12 protein-coding genes are annotated in these 13,663 nt (G+C 65.9%); 7 read left to right on the top strand and 5 right to left on the bottom strand.

Going from position 1 to position 13,663, the window contains the following annotated elements; genetic code table 11:
• Positions 1 to 24: 24 nt before the first annotated feature.
• The 5 genes from EV665_RS16140 to EV665_RS16120 all read left to right on the top strand — a co-directional run bounded on the left by EV665_RS16140 (position 25) and on the right by EV665_RS16120 (position 5,012).
• The gene (locus EV665_RS16140; RefSeq protein ID WP_064333790.1) at positions 25 to 906 is read left to right on the top strand and encodes a polysaccharide deacetylase family protein; all 882 of its coding nucleotides are present in this window, start codon (positions 25 to 27) and stop codon (positions 904 to 906) included.
• Positions 907 to 1,014: 108 nt separating this feature from the next.
• Positions 1,015 to 1,347, top strand: a complete 333-nt coding sequence (locus EV665_RS16135; protein WP_133034871.1) for a hypothetical protein — start codon at positions 1,015 to 1,017, stop codon at positions 1,345 to 1,347.
• Complete coding sequence (locus EV665_RS16130) at positions 1,340 to 2,416, top strand: CobW family GTP-binding protein (protein ID WP_133034870.1); 1,077 nt, start codon at positions 1,340 to 1,342, stop codon at positions 2,414 to 2,416. Before EV665_RS16135 ends, EV665_RS16130 begins: the two co-directional genes overlap by 8 nt.
• Positions 2,416 to 3,648, top strand: coding sequence for an ABC transporter substrate-binding protein (locus EV665_RS16125; protein WP_133034869.1), 1,233 nt, complete (start codon positions 2,416 to 2,418; stop codon positions 3,646 to 3,648). Before EV665_RS16130 ends, EV665_RS16125 begins: the two co-directional genes overlap by 1 nt.
• A gap of 2 nt (positions 3,649 to 3,650) precedes the next feature.
• Positions 3,651 to 5,012: an amidase gene (locus tag EV665_RS16120; protein ID WP_133034868.1), complete on the top strand. Its 1,362-nt coding sequence runs from the start codon at positions 3,651 to 3,653 to the stop codon at positions 5,010 to 5,012.
• A gap of 142 nt (positions 5,013 to 5,154) precedes the next feature.
• Here EV665_RS16120 and EV665_RS16115 read toward each other — a convergent pair whose 3' ends face one another.
• Entirely contained in the window at positions 5,155 to 6,168 is a 1,014-nt protein-coding gene (locus EV665_RS16115) for a zinc-dependent alcohol dehydrogenase family protein (RefSeq protein WP_162853079.1), read from the bottom strand.
• 99 nt (positions 6,169 to 6,267) lie between these two features.
• Here EV665_RS16115 and EV665_RS16110 point away from each other — a divergent pair, with 99 nt between their 5' ends.
• Positions 6,268 to 7,167 carry a LysR family transcriptional regulator gene (locus EV665_RS16110; protein ID WP_162853078.1) on the top strand — a complete coding sequence of 300 codons (900 nt, stop codon included), beginning with the start codon at positions 6,268 to 6,270 and terminating at the stop codon, positions 7,165 to 7,167.
• A 521-nt stretch (positions 7,168 to 7,688) separates the two neighbouring features.
• On the top strand, positions 7,689 to 8,729 hold the full coding sequence (locus EV665_RS16105; protein WP_133034865.1) for an isopenicillin N synthase family dioxygenase: 1,041 nt from the start codon (positions 7,689 to 7,691) through the stop codon (positions 8,727 to 8,729).
• 127 nt (positions 8,730 to 8,856) lie between these two features.
• On the opposite strand, the gene ssuD is transcribed toward EV665_RS16105, so the two are convergent.
• The 4 genes from ssuD to EV665_RS16085 form a co-directional block, all read right to left on the bottom strand.
• Positions 8,857 to 10,026 (bottom strand): FMNH2-dependent alkanesulfonate monooxygenase, encoded by a 1,170-nt coding sequence (gene ssuD / locus EV665_RS16100; protein WP_064333798.1) that lies wholly within the window; start codon positions 10,024 to 10,026, stop codon positions 8,857 to 8,859.
• Positions 10,027 to 10,121: 95 nt separating this feature from the next.
• Positions 10,122 to 11,201 carry an amino acid ABC transporter permease gene (locus EV665_RS16095; RefSeq protein WP_133034864.1) on the bottom strand — a complete coding sequence of 360 codons (1,080 nt, stop codon included), beginning with the start codon at positions 11,199 to 11,201 and terminating at the stop codon, positions 10,122 to 10,124.
• The gene (locus EV665_RS16090) at positions 11,198 to 12,382 is read right to left on the bottom strand and encodes an amino acid ABC transporter permease (RefSeq protein WP_245507732.1); all 1,185 of its coding nucleotides are present in this window, start codon (positions 12,380 to 12,382) and stop codon (positions 11,198 to 11,200) included. Before EV665_RS16090 ends, EV665_RS16095 begins: the two co-directional genes overlap by 4 nt.
• Positions 12,383 to 12,396: 14 nt before the next feature.
• Entirely contained in the window at positions 12,397 to 13,359 is a 963-nt protein-coding gene (locus tag EV665_RS16085; protein ID WP_371328629.1) for an amino acid ABC transporter substrate-binding protein, read from the bottom strand.
• Between the last annotated feature and the right edge of the window lie 304 nt (positions 13,360 to 13,663).

Genomic DNA, 13,663 nt, shown 5'->3' with positions numbered 1-13,663 from the left:
TTGAGGGAACCAAGGAGATACAAAATGGCAAAAGAGATTTTGTGCAGTTTCGGCGTCGACGTCGATGCGGTGGCCGGATGGATCGGCTCCTATGGCGGCGAGGATTCGCCGGATGACATCTCGCGCGGCATCTTCGCCGGCGAGGTCGGCAGCCTGCGCCTCCTCAAGCTCTTCGAGCGGTTCGGCGTCAGGACGACATGGTTCATCCCCGGCCACTCGATCGAGACCTTTCCCGAGCAGATGCAGGCCGTTGCCGAGGCCGGCCACGAGATCGGCATCCATGGCTATACCCATGAGAACCCCATCGCCATGACGCGCGAGCAGGAGACGGAGGTGCTCGACAAGAGCATCGAGCTGGTCTCGAAACTCTCGGGCAAGCGGCCGACCGGCTACGTCGCGCCGTGGTGGGAGTTCTCCAACGTCACCAACGAGCTGCTTTTGGAGCGGGGCATCAAGTACGACCACTCGCTGATGCACAACGACTTCACACCCTATTACGTGCGCGTCGGCGACAGCTGGACCAAGATCGACTATTCGAAGAAGCCGTCGGACTGGATGGTGCCGCTGAAGCGTGGGCATGAGACCGACCTCATCGAGATCCCGGCCTCCTGGTATCTCGACGACCTGCCGCCGATGATGTTCATCAAGAAATCGCCGAACAGCCACGGCTTCGTCAATCCGCGGCATCTGGAGGAGATGTGGCGCGACCAATTCGACTGGGTCTACCGCGAGATGGACTATGCCGTCTTCCCGATCACCATCCACCCCGACGTCGCCGGCCGGCCGCAGGTGCTGATGATGCTGGAGCGGCTTTATGCGCATATGATCAGGCATCCGGGCGTGAAATTCGTGACGATGGACGAGATCGCGGATGATTTTGCGCGGCGGTTTCCGCGGAAGAAATAGGGGCGGGATCCCTGATCCAAGAGCGATGTTGGAGATGGGCGAAACAGTCCCATCCCATCTCCCTCCCTTTGAGGGGGCGCCGCATCCAAGGAAGAAAGGAACCACCCCATGTGCTCCCTATGCGGCGTCATCGGCGGAGATCAGCACTGGACGGATGCCGCCGCACGGCCCGGCGTCTTCACGCGCAACGTCGAGCGCCTCGACCGGCGGCGCGAGCGCGCCCGCCGGGTTGTCGCGGTCAACCGCGTTCTGGCCGCTTTCGGCATGAGCCTTTCCGACTGGCAGGGCTCGTCCTTCGTGCTGGCGACGCGCACCGGCAAGAGCGAGATGATCGAAGACCTCGGCCATCTCTGGCCGGCCGCCGAGCGCCTCGCCGGCCGGCCCTGCGATCCGCTCGACCCCGCGCTGATCGCGCGCATGGAAAGCGTGAGCGATGGCTGACATTCCCGCTTTCACGCCCGTCCATCTCCTCACCGGCTTTCTCGGTTCGGGCAAGACGACGCTGCTGAAGCGTCTGCTTGCCGATCCGGCGCTTGCCGATACCGCCGTCATGATCAACGAATTCGGCGAGGTCGGCCTCGACCACCATCTCGTCGAACGCATCGACGACACGATGGTGCTGCTGCAATCGGGCTGCGTGTGCTGCACCGTGCGCGGCGAGCTTGCCGAGGCGTTGCGCGATCTCCATTCGAAGCGCGAGCGCGGCCTCGTGCCGCCCTTCACCCGCGTCGTCATCGAAAGCACCGGCCTTGCCGATCCCTTCCCCGTGCTCTCGACGCTGAAATCCGACCCCGTGCTGCGCCATCATTTTCGCGCCGGCAGCGTGGTGACCACCGTCGATGCCGTCAATGGCCTCGCCCAGCTCGAAACCTATGTCGAATCGAACCGGCAGGCGGCCATCGCCGACCGGATCGTCGTGACCAAGGCGGATCTTTGCGCGGGCAGTGCCGGTCTGGCGCGCCTGCTTTCGCGCCTTGCCGAACTCAACCCCGATGCGGTCCGCCACATTGCGACGGCCGACGGGCCGGGCGCCGAAGCGCTCTTCGGCGATGACGCGGCCCATCGCGCAGCAAAACTGCAATCGGCGAGCGGCTTCTATTGCGATGCCCCCGCCGGGTTGGTGACGGCGGACGGCACGCCGCACCAGGCGGCCATCTCCTCCTTCGTGATCGCCGCCGATACCCCGGTCGACTGGACCGGTTTCGGCGTCTGGCTCACCATGCTGCTCAATCGCCACGGCGAACGCGTGTTGCGGGTGAAGGGCATGCTCGACATCGAGGGCGAGGACCGGCCGGTGGCGGTGCATGGCGTGCAGCATCTCGTCCATCCGCCCGTGCATATGGACGCGTGGCCGGCGGGGGAGCGCTCTTCGCGCATCGTGTTTATTGTTGACGGTCTCGATCCGAACCTGTTGAAACGGTCCTTCAACGCCTTCGCGCTTGCCGGGAAGGCCGCAGACAGTCCGCAGCCAGAGGCAGCCGAACCGGTTCGCAACGCCCAGAGCCCTTGATGAACAAGCATTCCCCGAAACCGGAACCGGCAGCACCGGCCGTCCATACGGCCGGCAAGCCGAAGCTGCGCGTGCTTGGCACGGCCATCTCGCTTCTGGAGGAGCTGCGCGTGAAGGCCGAGGCCGATCTCGGCATCGAGGTCAGTTTCGACAACAACGACTTCATCGTCACCCAGCACAAGGCCGCGCAGGAACCCGACAGCTACGACATCTACGATCAGTGTTTCCACAATCTCGATATCGTCTGGTACTGGCGCGCCATCCAGCCGATCGAGATTGCCCGCATTGCGCTCTGGGACGAGATCAACGACCTGACGAAGACCGGCCAGATCGGTCCGGGCGCCCGCCTCGGCCAGGGCGACGTGCCGGCCCGCAAGCTCTATGTCCAGCCGAGCCTTGCGCTCGGCGACACGCCGACCGGCCGCATCTCCATGCTGCCGACGACGCACAATTTCGACAGCTTCGCCTATCGCAGCGATGCCGTCGATCCCCTTCAGCCGATGAACAGTTGGGCCGCGCTTCTCGACGAACGCTGGAGCGGCCGCTCCGCCCTCGTCGACGAGCCGGCGATCGGCATTTTCGACGCCGCGCTCGCCGCGCAGGCGGCCGGCCTGATGAGCTTCGGCAATATCGGCAACATGACGGTGGCGGAGATCGACGAGCTGATGGATATCCTGGAGGCGCGGCGCAAGGCGGGCTTCTTCCGGGGGTTCTGGCGCACGGCGGAAGAGGCCGCGGGGCTGATGGTGGCCGGCGAAACCGACATCCAGAGCATGTGGTCGACGGGCATCGGCATCCTGAACGGCCGGGGCTTCCCCGTCGAGCAGGCCGCGCCCGCGGAAGGCTATCGCGCCTGGCACGGCGGCCTGTGCCTTTCGCGGCGGCTTTCCGGCCGCATGCTGGATGTCGCCTACGACTATCTCAACTGGTGGATTTCCGGCTGGCCGGGCGCGGTCGTCGCCCGGCAGGGCTACTATATCTCCACCCCGGAGCGTTCGCGCCGCTATATGAGCGCAGCCGAGTGGGATTACTGGTACGAAGGCCTTGCCGCGCGGGAGGACCTGCCAGGTCCCGATGGCACGGTCCGCGTGAAACGCGGTTCGGTGCGCAGCGGCGGCTCCTACTGGCAGCGCGCCAACGGCATCGCCGTCTGGAACACGACCATGGATGAACATAACTATCTCGTCCGACGCTGGATGCAGCTTGTCGGGCGCGCAGAGAAGGACATTTGACGATGACGACAGAGCCGCGGTCGATCGCCCAGCTTTCCGTGCTCCTGCAATCGGGTGCGCTCGATCCCGTCGCGCTTGCGCAAGAGACGCTCGCGGCCATCCGGTCCCATCCGGATGCCGCGATCTTCACCTTTCTTCTGGAAGAGCGCGCAAACGCGGAGGCGGAGGCTGCGCGGCGGCGCCTGCGCGAAGGGCGCTCGCGCGGCGCGCTGGACGGCGTGCCGGTCGCCTGGAAGGACCTTTTCGATATTGCGGGCCTGCCGACCACCGCCGGCTCGCGCGTGCTGAAGGATGCGGCGCCCGCAGGCCGGGACGCGGCCGTGGTGCAGGCGCTTGCCGGCGCCGGCATGGTCAGCGTCGGGCGGGTGAACATGAGCGAATTCGCCTTTTCCGGCCTCGGCATCAACCCGCATTACGGCACGCCGCGCAACCCGGCCTCGCCCGCCGGCGAGCACCGCATTCCCGGAGGCTCCTCGTCCGGCTCCGGCGTCGCGGTCGCGGCGGGGCTCGTGCCCGTCTCTATCGGCACGGATACCGGCGGCTCGGTGCGCATCCCCGCCGCCTTCAACGGCATCGTCGGCTACAAGGCGACGCGCGGGCGCTATGCCATGGACGGCGTATTCCCGCTGGCCAAAAGCCTCGATTCCCTCGGCCCGCTCTGCCGTACGGTGCAGGACGCGATCCTCATCGATGCGGCCATGCGGGGTCTGCCCGCCGCGGGACCCATCCCGCGCCGGAATGTTGCCGATCTCTCCTTCGTCATCCCCGAGACCGTGTTCTTCGACGGCGCGGAACCGGAGGTCGTCGCGGCCTTCGAGGCGGGCGTCACGCAGCTTTCGCGGGCCGGCGCGCGCATCCGGCGCGAGGCGTTCCCGGAATTTTCCGCGATTTTCGACTTGATGGCGAAACACGGTGCACTGGTGACGGCCGAGGCCTTCGTCCTTCACCGCGCGCGCATCAAGGGCGCGGCAGCGGCGGAGATGGATCCGCGCGTCGTCAAGCGTACGCTGCTCGGCGAAAAGATCACCGTCGCCGACTATCTCGAAACGCTGGAGGCCCGCGAAAAACTGACCGCCGCCTTTGAAGCCCGGCTCGGCCCGAAAGACCTGTTGCTCAGCCCGACGCTGCCCCATGTCGCCCCGGCAATCCAGCCGCTGCTCGATGACGAGGACCTGTTCTTCCAGACCAACGGCAAGACGCTGCGCAACACGCTTGTCGGCAATTTCCTCGACTGGTGCGGTGTCTCGCTGCCCTGCGGCACGGGTGCCGGCGGCATGCCCGTCGGGCTCCTCGTCTCGGCGCCGCGCAACGGCGACGACCGGCTGCTTGCCGCCGCTGCGGCGGTGGAGGGCGCGCTCGGCTGAGTTTCTTGATCAGCCCTTCCCGCGGCATCGGTGTTCCGCCGGTGAAATGCGGAGCCATGTGGCTGCGTTTCCACGGCACAGCGAACAGGGACATGGCGTGTTTTGCCGCCCGGCGCATTCCCGCCCGGGCGGCCGCAACACCTCAGAACTCGATCACGATCTTCCCGAATGGTCCGCGATCGAGATGCGCGAATGCCTTGTCTGCGTCCTCGAAGCGATAGCGCCTGTCGATCACCGGCTTGAGTCCGATGCTGTCCACGGCTCTGGCGAAATCTTCAAGCGCCCGGCGGGAGCCGACCGAAATGCCCTGCACGACCGGTGATTTGAGCAGAAGCGCCGATGCGGGACCGGAGATTTCGAACCCTTCGAACACGCCGATCAGGGAGACGCGCCCGCCCACCGCCACGGCGTTCAGCGCTTCTCCAAAACCCGCGCCGCCGGCGATATCGAGCACATGATCGGCGCCATGGCCGTCTGTCAGGTCGAGAAGCCGCTCCACCCAACCGTCGCGAAGCAGGCGATGGTCGGCGCCCAGGGCGCGCAGTCTTTCGAGCTTCTCCGCGCTTGACGAGGTGACGAAGGTCTCCGCGCCATGCGCCCGCGCAATCTGCAGGGCAAAAAGGGCGACCCCGCCCGTTCCCTGGATCAGCACCTTCTCGCCGGCCTTCAGCTTTCCGCTTTCGATGAGCGCCATCCATGCCGTAAGGCCCGCGCAGGGCAGCGTGCTTGCCTCCCCGGCATCCAGCGTCTTCGGCGCGGCAACGAACCAGTCTGCCGGAAAGGTCACATAGTCCGAGAGCACGCCGGGATGCGCGCCGCCGAGCGTCCTGTACGGCGGATTGCGCGCATTGCCCAGGCCCTTGCCTTCGATCCGGCCGGGCATGAAGGTGGAGATCACCCGGTCGCCGGGCTTGAAGCGGGTGACGCGGGGGCCGACGGCCTCGACCACGCCAGCCATGTCGGAGGCCGGTACGAAGGGATATTCCAGCGGCAGGCCCATGCCGGTCTCCAGAACAAGCTTGTCGCGGTAGTTCAGGGAAACGGCTTCGGTGCGCACGCGAACCTCGTCGTAACCGGGTTCCGTGATCGCGGCGGTGCGGATCGCGAAATCCTTCGGGCCGATTGCCGCCATGCTCCACTGCCTTGCCATTGTCATCGTCATTCTCCTTCTGGATGCATGAAGGAAGCCTATCGTTGAAAAAGCATCGGCAGTTGCGGTATTAATTCGCCACACTGGTTCCCAGATGGATACAATATGGAACACCTGAAGGACGTCTCGGTTTTTGTGGAAGCGGTCGATGCCGGCGGTTTCTCGGCGGCTGCGAAGCGGCTCAACCTGACACGCTCCGCCGTGGCCAAGACGATCGCGCGCATGGAGGCGCGGTTGAAGGTCCGGCTTTTTCATCGCACGACGCGCAGCCAGGGCATGACCGAAGAGGGTCGCTTTTTCTATGAGCGATGTCTGAGGGCGATCGAGGAGATCCGGGCCGGCGAGGCGGAGCTGGAATCGGGCCGGCGCGATGTCCGCGGCAAGCTGCGGGTCACGATGCCTGTCATTTTCGGCCGCCAATGCGTCGCCCCGCTGCTGATCGGCCTGCTCGACAAGCATCCGGGGCTCGAACTCGACCTCTCCTTCAGCGACCGTGTCGCCGACCTGCGGGCCGACGGCTTTGACCTGGCCGTGCGCAATGGCCGCCTCAAGGACGATGCCGATACCATCGTTCGGCGGGTCGCGTTCCAGCGCCTGACGGTCTGCGCCTCGCCGGCCTATATCGAGAGGCACGGCGAACCCCAAGGGCTGGAGGACGTGCCGAACCATGAGGGCATCATCTATGGCAAGAGGGAGAGCCATGACACCTGGGTCTTTCCATCGTCCGACGATCCCTGGCGTGTCGTCCTGCCCCGCTCCCGCCTGAGGCTGGACGATCTGGAATCGATCCGGGATGCGGCCTGTCGGGGATTGGGGCTGGCCTGGCTGCCCTGTTGGATGATCCGGAACGACGTTGCGGCGGGGCGGCTTCGGCAGGTCTTGAAGGCCGTGCCGTCGGTCACCTTCGAGACCCATGCCGTCTGGCCGCGCTCCCCCGTCATGCTGCCGCGCGTCCGCCTGGCCATCGACACGCTGGCGGCGGGATTGCCCGGCATGATGGAGTAAGTGTGAGCGAGGCAAGGGGAGGCGCCCCGGCACTATCCGCGCTTTGTCATTGTCACAATTGCCTCTGGCCGGAGGCACGTCCGTCTTGAAATTGCGCTGTTCCCGGCGTCTGCCAGAGGTGCCGCGCATGCCGCGTGCGTTGAAGATAGGAGAAAAAACTACGCTACCCGGTACAAGTTGGAATGTGCGCTCTCGTTGGGATTAAATTCTATAGATTATATAATTTGTAGGTTTCGAAGAAGAACATCGTGATGATCGCAGACCGCCCTTTCGCCGCCGCCCTTGCAGGCAAGATGGTTTTGTCGCCTCCAGGGGGCAGCTTGGGCTGGGTGCAAGTGCTGCGCGAAGCCGCCATCGTCCCCCGATGCTGCGATCGATCTCGGCTGTTCCCGGCAGGAGCTTGCCGATCCACGGGATGTCGACCACCGGGGGCGGATATCTGAAGACCGTCCCGAACCTTCGGCCGCGGCTTGGCCTTGCCGTATGTCCGGCCTGCGCATCATCTTTATCGAGGAGCTTTCATGACCATTCATACCAAGCCCATCCATTTGCCGACGATCGATTTTTCCCGCTTCTACGGCGGCCCCGCCGAGCGAGAGGGCTTCATCCGGGAGCTGACCCGCGTCCTGCATGACCACGGTTTCTTCTATCTTACCGGCCACGGCGTGCCGCAGAGCCTGATCGATGACGTACTCGCCGCTTCCAAGCGGTTCTTCGCCCTGCCGGAGGCGGAAAAGCTGTCGATCGAGATGGTGAAGTCGCCGCATTTCCGCGGCTACAACCGGGCCGGCTACGAACGGACCCGCGGGGAACAGGACTGGCGCGAGCAGCTCGACATCAACACGGAGGGCGTGCCGGTCGAAGCCGGGCCGGAGACGCCCTGGAACCGCCTCTACGGTCCGAACCAGTGGCCGGCGGCGCAACCGGAGCTGAAGCAGCTATTGCTGCGCTATCAGGCGGAGGTCACCCGCATCGGGATCGACGTGCTGAAGGCCATCGCGCTTTCGCTCGGCCAGCCGGAAGACGCCTTTGCCGAGATCTACGAGCCGTCGCCCTCGCAGCTCCTGAAGATCATCCGCTATCCCGGCCGCGAGGCTGCCGGCAGCGACCAGGGCGTCGGCGCGCACAAGGACGGCGGCTTCGTCACGGTGCTGTTGCAGGATACGACGCCGGGCCTGCGCATCCGCACGGAGGAAGGCGTCTGGATCGAGGCGCCACCGGTGCCCGGCACGTTCATCATCAACAGCGGCGAGCTCCTGGAGCTTGCGACCAACGGCTTCGTGCGGGCGGATGTGCATGACGTCGTCACGCCGCCTGCCGGCACGGAGCGCTTCTCCGTCGCCTTCTTCCTCGGCGCGCGCTACGACGCGACCATTCCCGTGATCGCCCTGCCGGACGAATTGAAGCGCGCCGAACGGGGCGTGACGGTCGATCCGCTCAACCCGATCTTCCGTGAAGTCGGCATCAATCACCTGAAAAGCCGCCTGCGCTCCCATCCGGATGTCGCGGCCGCGCATCATCCGGACCTGCTGTACCTCCTGGAAAAACCGGCCAAGGGGTGACGACCATGCCCGCCTCGAAAGGGCGGGCGTTTCCTCCGTGGCGAGGTCTAGCCATGTCCGAGGCGGCCATGCGGTTGTTTCCGGGTGGCAGGCCGCCACCCGGGCATTTGATGAGGGCCGGCCGATCCTACGACGCGGAGGTCAGCTTGACATTGCCGCCATGGCCGCCGCCGCCGAAGACCTGGTGGCCGCCGAAGGACGAGCGCAACTGGTTGCGCGGGCCGGGCAGGCCGAGTTCCGGGAAGAGCAGTTCGGAGACGCGGTAGGCCTCCTCCACATGCGGATAGCCCGACGCGATGACCGTATCGATCCCGAGCGCCTGATATTCGCGAAGCCGCGCGGCGACGGTCTTCGGCGAGCCGACCAGGGCCGTGCCGGCGCCGGAGCGCACGAGGCCGATGCCCGCCCACAGGTTCGGCGAGACCTCCAGCCTGTCGCGCCGGCCGTTGTGCAGGGCCACCATGCGCGCCTGGCCGACGGAATCGGAGTTCTTCGTCAGCACCTCCTGGGCCGAGGCGATGGCCTCGTCGGAGAGTTTCGAGATCAGCCGGTCGGCGGCTTCCCATGCCTCGTCGTCCGTCTCGCGCACGATGAAGTGCAGGCGGATGCCGAAGGTCGCCGCGCGGCCTTTGGCGGCGGCGGCCTTGCGGGCGTGGGCGATCTTTTCGGCGACCTGCGCCGGCGGCTCGCCCCAGGTGAGGTACTTGTCGACGATGCCGCCGGCGAAATCGATCGCCGCATCGGACGAGCCGCCGAAATAGATCGGCGGGCGCGGTGCCTGCACCGGCGGCAGGCCGAGCTTGGCGTCGATCGCCTTGATGTACTTGCCGTCGAGGGTGGAGCGGCCGGTCTCGATCAGCTCGTTGAAGACCTGGAAGAATTCGCTGGCGTGATCATAGCGTTCGTCATGCGGCAGGAAGATGCCGTCGCCGGCAAGCTCCTCGGCGCTGCCGCCCACCACGATGTTGAGCAGCAGCCGGCCGTTCGACACGCGGTCGAGCGTGGAGGCGAGGCGCGCATAATAGGCCGGCGTCGCGGTTCCCGGGCGGATCGCCACCAGGAACTTCAGCTTCTCCGTGCGTGCGGCAAGGTCGGCGGCGAGCACGAAGGATTCTTCGCAGGCCGCGCCGACGGGAATGAGCACGCCCGAATAGCCGAGGCGGTCCGCCGCCACCGCGATCTCGCGGAAATAGCCCGGATCCGGCGGGCGGCTCAGCTCATCGGAGCCGAGATAGGCGCCGTCGCCGGAGCTCGGGATGAACCAGAGGAAATCAAGGGGCTGGTCGGGTTTGCTCATGCGCTGTCTTCCAGGTTGGAACAAAGTTCGCAACAGGATAATAAATTCTATAGTTTGAGTAAGGAATTATATTCTCTGTGCCGCCGCCGCCGGAGTTATTCCTTGCGCGCCGCGGCCGATGCGCCGGCCGGCTGCCGGCCGGCCGTGAGCCGCCGCTCCAGCCACCGGCTGTAGCGGGACGCGCTGAAGCAGATGGCGAAGTAAACGAGCGCGACGACGATATAGGCCTCGTTGTAGAAACCCAGCCATTGCGGATCGGTCGCCGCGGCGCGGGCGGCGTTGAGAAGGTCGAAGATGCCGATGACGGCGAGCAGCGATGTCGCCAGAAGGAAGCCGATGGCCAGATTGACCATGCCGGGAATGACGATGCGGAAGGCCTGCGGCAGGATGACGAGGCGCTGTGTCCTCCAGTAGCCGAGGCCGAGCGCCGTCGCCGCTTCCCGCTGTCCGTCGGGAATGGCCTGCAGCCCGGCGCGAATGACCTCGGCGATATAGGCGGCCCAGAACAGCGTCACCATGAAGATGGCGCGCAGCATCTTGTCGAAGGAGAGTGCGTCCGGCAGGGCCATGGGCAGGATCAGCATGGCGACGTAGAGGATGCCGACCATCGGCGTGCCGCGCATCAGTTCGATATAGAGCACCGAGAAGGTGCGCAACCCGCCGAGCGACGAGCGGCGGGCGAGCGCCAGCAGCACGGCGACGGGCGTTGCCGCGGCAAAGCAGACGGCCCAGACGAAGAGCGTCACCGGCAGGCCGCCCCATTGATTGGAGGGGATGGGTGTCGCGGTGAAGGCGCCCTCCAGGAGAAGCCAGCAGGCGAGGATCGTCAGCGGCCAGGCGAGAAGCAGCGTGCGGCCCCAGAAGCGGGGCAGGGCGCTCGCCGTCAGGATCGCCGCGATGAGCAGGATGACCAGCGCTGGCCGCCATTGCAGGTCCGGCGGGTAGAAGGCGAAGAGAATGAAGCGCAGCTTCGCCGAAACGAAGGCCCAGCAGGCGCCCTCCCGCGTGCAGGCGCCCGCATCGCCGGTGAAGGTGGCGTCGAGCACGGCCCAGCGCAGCAGTGGCGGCAGGATCTGCGACAGGACGAGCAGCGTCGCGGCGGTGATCAGCGTGTTCGTGCGCGTGCCGAACAGGCCGGTGCGCAGTGTCGCAAGCGTTCGGGCGGCCGCCGTCATCGGGTGCCTCCCCGAAGGGCGACGCGGTTGTTGTAGGCGTTCATGAGGGCGGACAGCGAGAGGTTGATGGCAAGGAAGGTGCCGATCAGGATGATCAGCGCCTCCATGGACTGGCCGGTCGTGTTGGCCGTTGTGTTGACGATGCTGACGAGGTCGGGAAAGCCGATGGCGACGGCAAGGCTCGAATCCTTGGTGAGGTCGAGATAGCTCGACGTCGTCAGCGGCGTGATGACGCGCAGCGCCTGCGGCAGCACGACGAGGCGGATGATCTGGCCGTCATGCAGCCCGAGCGCCCGCGCCGCTTCCCACTGGCCGGTGCCGACCGACTGGATGCCCGCCCGCACGATCTCCGCGATCAGCGCGGAGAACCGGACGACGAGGCCGGTCAGGAGAGCCGCGAATTCCGGCGAGAGATTGAGCCCGCCACGAATGTTGAAGCCGGAAAGCGCCGGTATCTCGGCGACCGGCCGGGCACCGGAGAGGAGGAGAAGGGAAAACGCCGCGGCGACGGCGAGGATGACCGCCGCAAGGCCGGTCCTGCCTGTCAGCCGGCGGGCGGCGCGCAGCGCGAGAAGCAGCGCGATGGCGCCCGTGCCTGCAAGCGCCAGCGCGGCCGGCAGGCCGAAGACGCCGCCCTCCAGCGACAGCGAGGGCATGTAGATGCCGCGATTGGTGAGGAAGACCGTGCCGAAGAGCGCGGCGGCCTGGCGCGGGGCGGGCAGTGCCTTGGCGAGACCCATCCAGAAGAAGAGCTGCAGCAGCAGCGGCGTGTTGCGGGTGATTTCGATATACCAGCGCACGAGCCCGGACAGCAGGAGATTGCGCGAAAGGCCGGCAATGCCGACGGCAACGCCGAGGATCGTCGCAAGCAGGCAGCCGAGGAGGGAGACCTTCAGCGTGTTGAGAAGCCCGGCAAGGATCGCGCGCAGATAGGTGTCCCCCGCGCGAAAGGCGATCGGGCTTTCGCCGATCTCGAAATTGGCGGAGTTGGAGAGGAAGCCGAAGCCGGGCAGGATGCCGATCCGCGCCATGGTTTCGAGCACGTTGTGAACGAACAGGGCGGCGAAAAGCGCGACGACGGCAAGGAAGGCGAACTGGCCGACCGGCCAGCCGCCCCACCAGGCGCGCACCTTCCCGAAAGCGCCGGGCCTTGGCGGGCCCGGCACCACAGCGCGAAACACGCGTCTGTCCGACATCAGCGGAACGGCGGCGAATAGAGCAGGCCGCCGTCGGTCCACAGGCTGTTATAGCCACGGTCCCAGCCGAGCGGCTTGAGGTTGCGCTCGAAGATCTCGCCGTAATTGCCGACGGTCTTGATGATCGTATAGGCCCATTTCGGATCGAGCCCGAGCTCGTTCGCGAAGGACGGGTCGACGCCGAGGAAGCGCTGGATGGCCGGATCGTCCGTCTCCAGGAACTCATCGACATTGGCCGAGGTGATGCCCCACTCTTCCGCCTGGATCGTCGCGTTCACCGTCCAGTTCACCAGTTCCAGCCAGCGGTCGTCGCCGCCGGCAATCGCCGGTGCGAGCGGCTCCTTGGACAGGCGCTCGGGCAGGAGCACGTAGTCGTCGGGCTTCTTCAACTGCGTGCGCTTGCCGACGAGATCGGAAGAATCCTGCGTGATCGCATCGACCCGGCCGGATTCGAGCGCGTCGATGAACTGCCCGGTATCCTCGATGGTGACGGGCGTGAAGGTCTTGCCCGTCTTGCGGAAGAAGTCGGCGACGTTGAGCTCGCCCGTCGTGCCGCTCTGCGCGCCGATGGTCGCCCCGTCGAGGTCGGCGGCCTTGGTGACGCCGAGGTCCTTGCGCACGAGGATGCCCTGGCCGTCATAGAAGACCGTCGGGCCGAAGTGGAAGCCGAGCTTGAAGGCGCGCGTGGTGGTGACGGTCACGCCGGACAGCAGGATGTCGAATTCGCCGCTCTGGAGGGCGGGAAGGCGCTGCTGCGGCGAGGAGGAGGTGAACTCCACCTTGTCGGGCGTGCCGAAGACGGCGATGGAAAGGGCCCGGCCGAAATCGATGAAGAAGCCCTGCCACTTGCCGTTGCTGTCGGGCGCGAAGAAGCCCGGCGTGGTGCCGACGCCGACCTTGATGGCGCCGCGCTGGTTGATCTTGTCCAGCGTCGGGCCGGCATGGGCGAGACCCGAAAGCATGGTGGTGGCAAGGAAGGCGGCGGCCGCAGCCGCCTGAATGGCCCGCCGGAAGGGTTTTTGAACTATCATATTGAAATGTCCCCGTTTTCAAAAAGAACTGAGCTTCCGCGGGACACGCTCTCTGGCTGGCGCGGAAGATATCTTTATATTATCTATGTAATTAGTGTATTTAAGGGACGAACATTCCATTTTGCACGACGGGAGAGGAAATTGCTTCCCGGGGCGGACCTGTGGCGGCCGGTTTCGACTGCAGCGCGTGCAATGCGTTGGCCAGTCGGCGTATGGGGAGGGGGGAGGCGAATTG

Source organism: Shinella granuli (assembly GCF_004341885.1).
Classification (GTDB): Bacteria; Pseudomonadota; Alphaproteobacteria; order Rhizobiales; family Rhizobiaceae; genus Shinella; species Shinella granuli.
The sequence above is the reverse complement of the archived record's forward strand: the minus strand, read 5'-3'. Positions and strand labels throughout refer to the sequence as shown.

Coding starts and splice junctions, on each gene's coding strand:
- EV665_RS16120 (WP_133034868.1), top strand. CDS start 3,651: ATGACGACAGAGCCGCGGTCGATCGCCCAGCTTTCCGTGCTCCTGCAA.
- EV665_RS16110 (WP_162853078.1), top strand. CDS start 6,268: ATGGAACACCTGAAGGACGTCTCGGTTTTTGTGGAAGCGGTCGATGCC.
- EV665_RS16135 (WP_133034871.1), top strand. CDS start 1,015: ATGTGCTCCCTATGCGGCGTCATCGGCGGAGATCAGCACTGGACGGAT.
- ssuD (WP_064333798.1), bottom strand. CDS start 10,026: ATGAGCAAACCCGACCAGCCCCTTGATTTCCTCTGGTTCATCCCGAGC.
- EV665_RS16130 (WP_133034870.1), top strand. CDS start 1,340: ATGGCTGACATTCCCGCTTTCACGCCCGTCCATCTCCTCACCGGCTTT.
- EV665_RS16105 (WP_133034865.1), top strand. CDS start 7,689: ATGACCATTCATACCAAGCCCATCCATTTGCCGACGATCGATTTTTCC.
- EV665_RS16115 (WP_162853079.1), bottom strand. CDS start 6,168: ATGACAATGGCAAGGCAGTGGAGCATGGCGGCAATCGGCCCGAAGGAT.
- EV665_RS16140 (WP_064333790.1), top strand. CDS start 25: ATGGCAAAAGAGATTTTGTGCAGTTTCGGCGTCGACGTCGATGCGGTG.
- EV665_RS16095 (WP_133034864.1), bottom strand. CDS start 11,201: ATGACGGCGGCCGCCCGAACGCTTGCGACACTGCGCACCGGCCTGTTC.
- EV665_RS16085 (WP_371328629.1), bottom strand. CDS start 13,359: ATGCTTTCGGGTCTCGCCCATGCCGGCCCGACGCTGGACAAGATCAAC.
- EV665_RS16125 (WP_133034869.1), top strand. CDS start 2,416: ATGAACAAGCATTCCCCGAAACCGGAACCGGCAGCACCGGCCGTCCAT.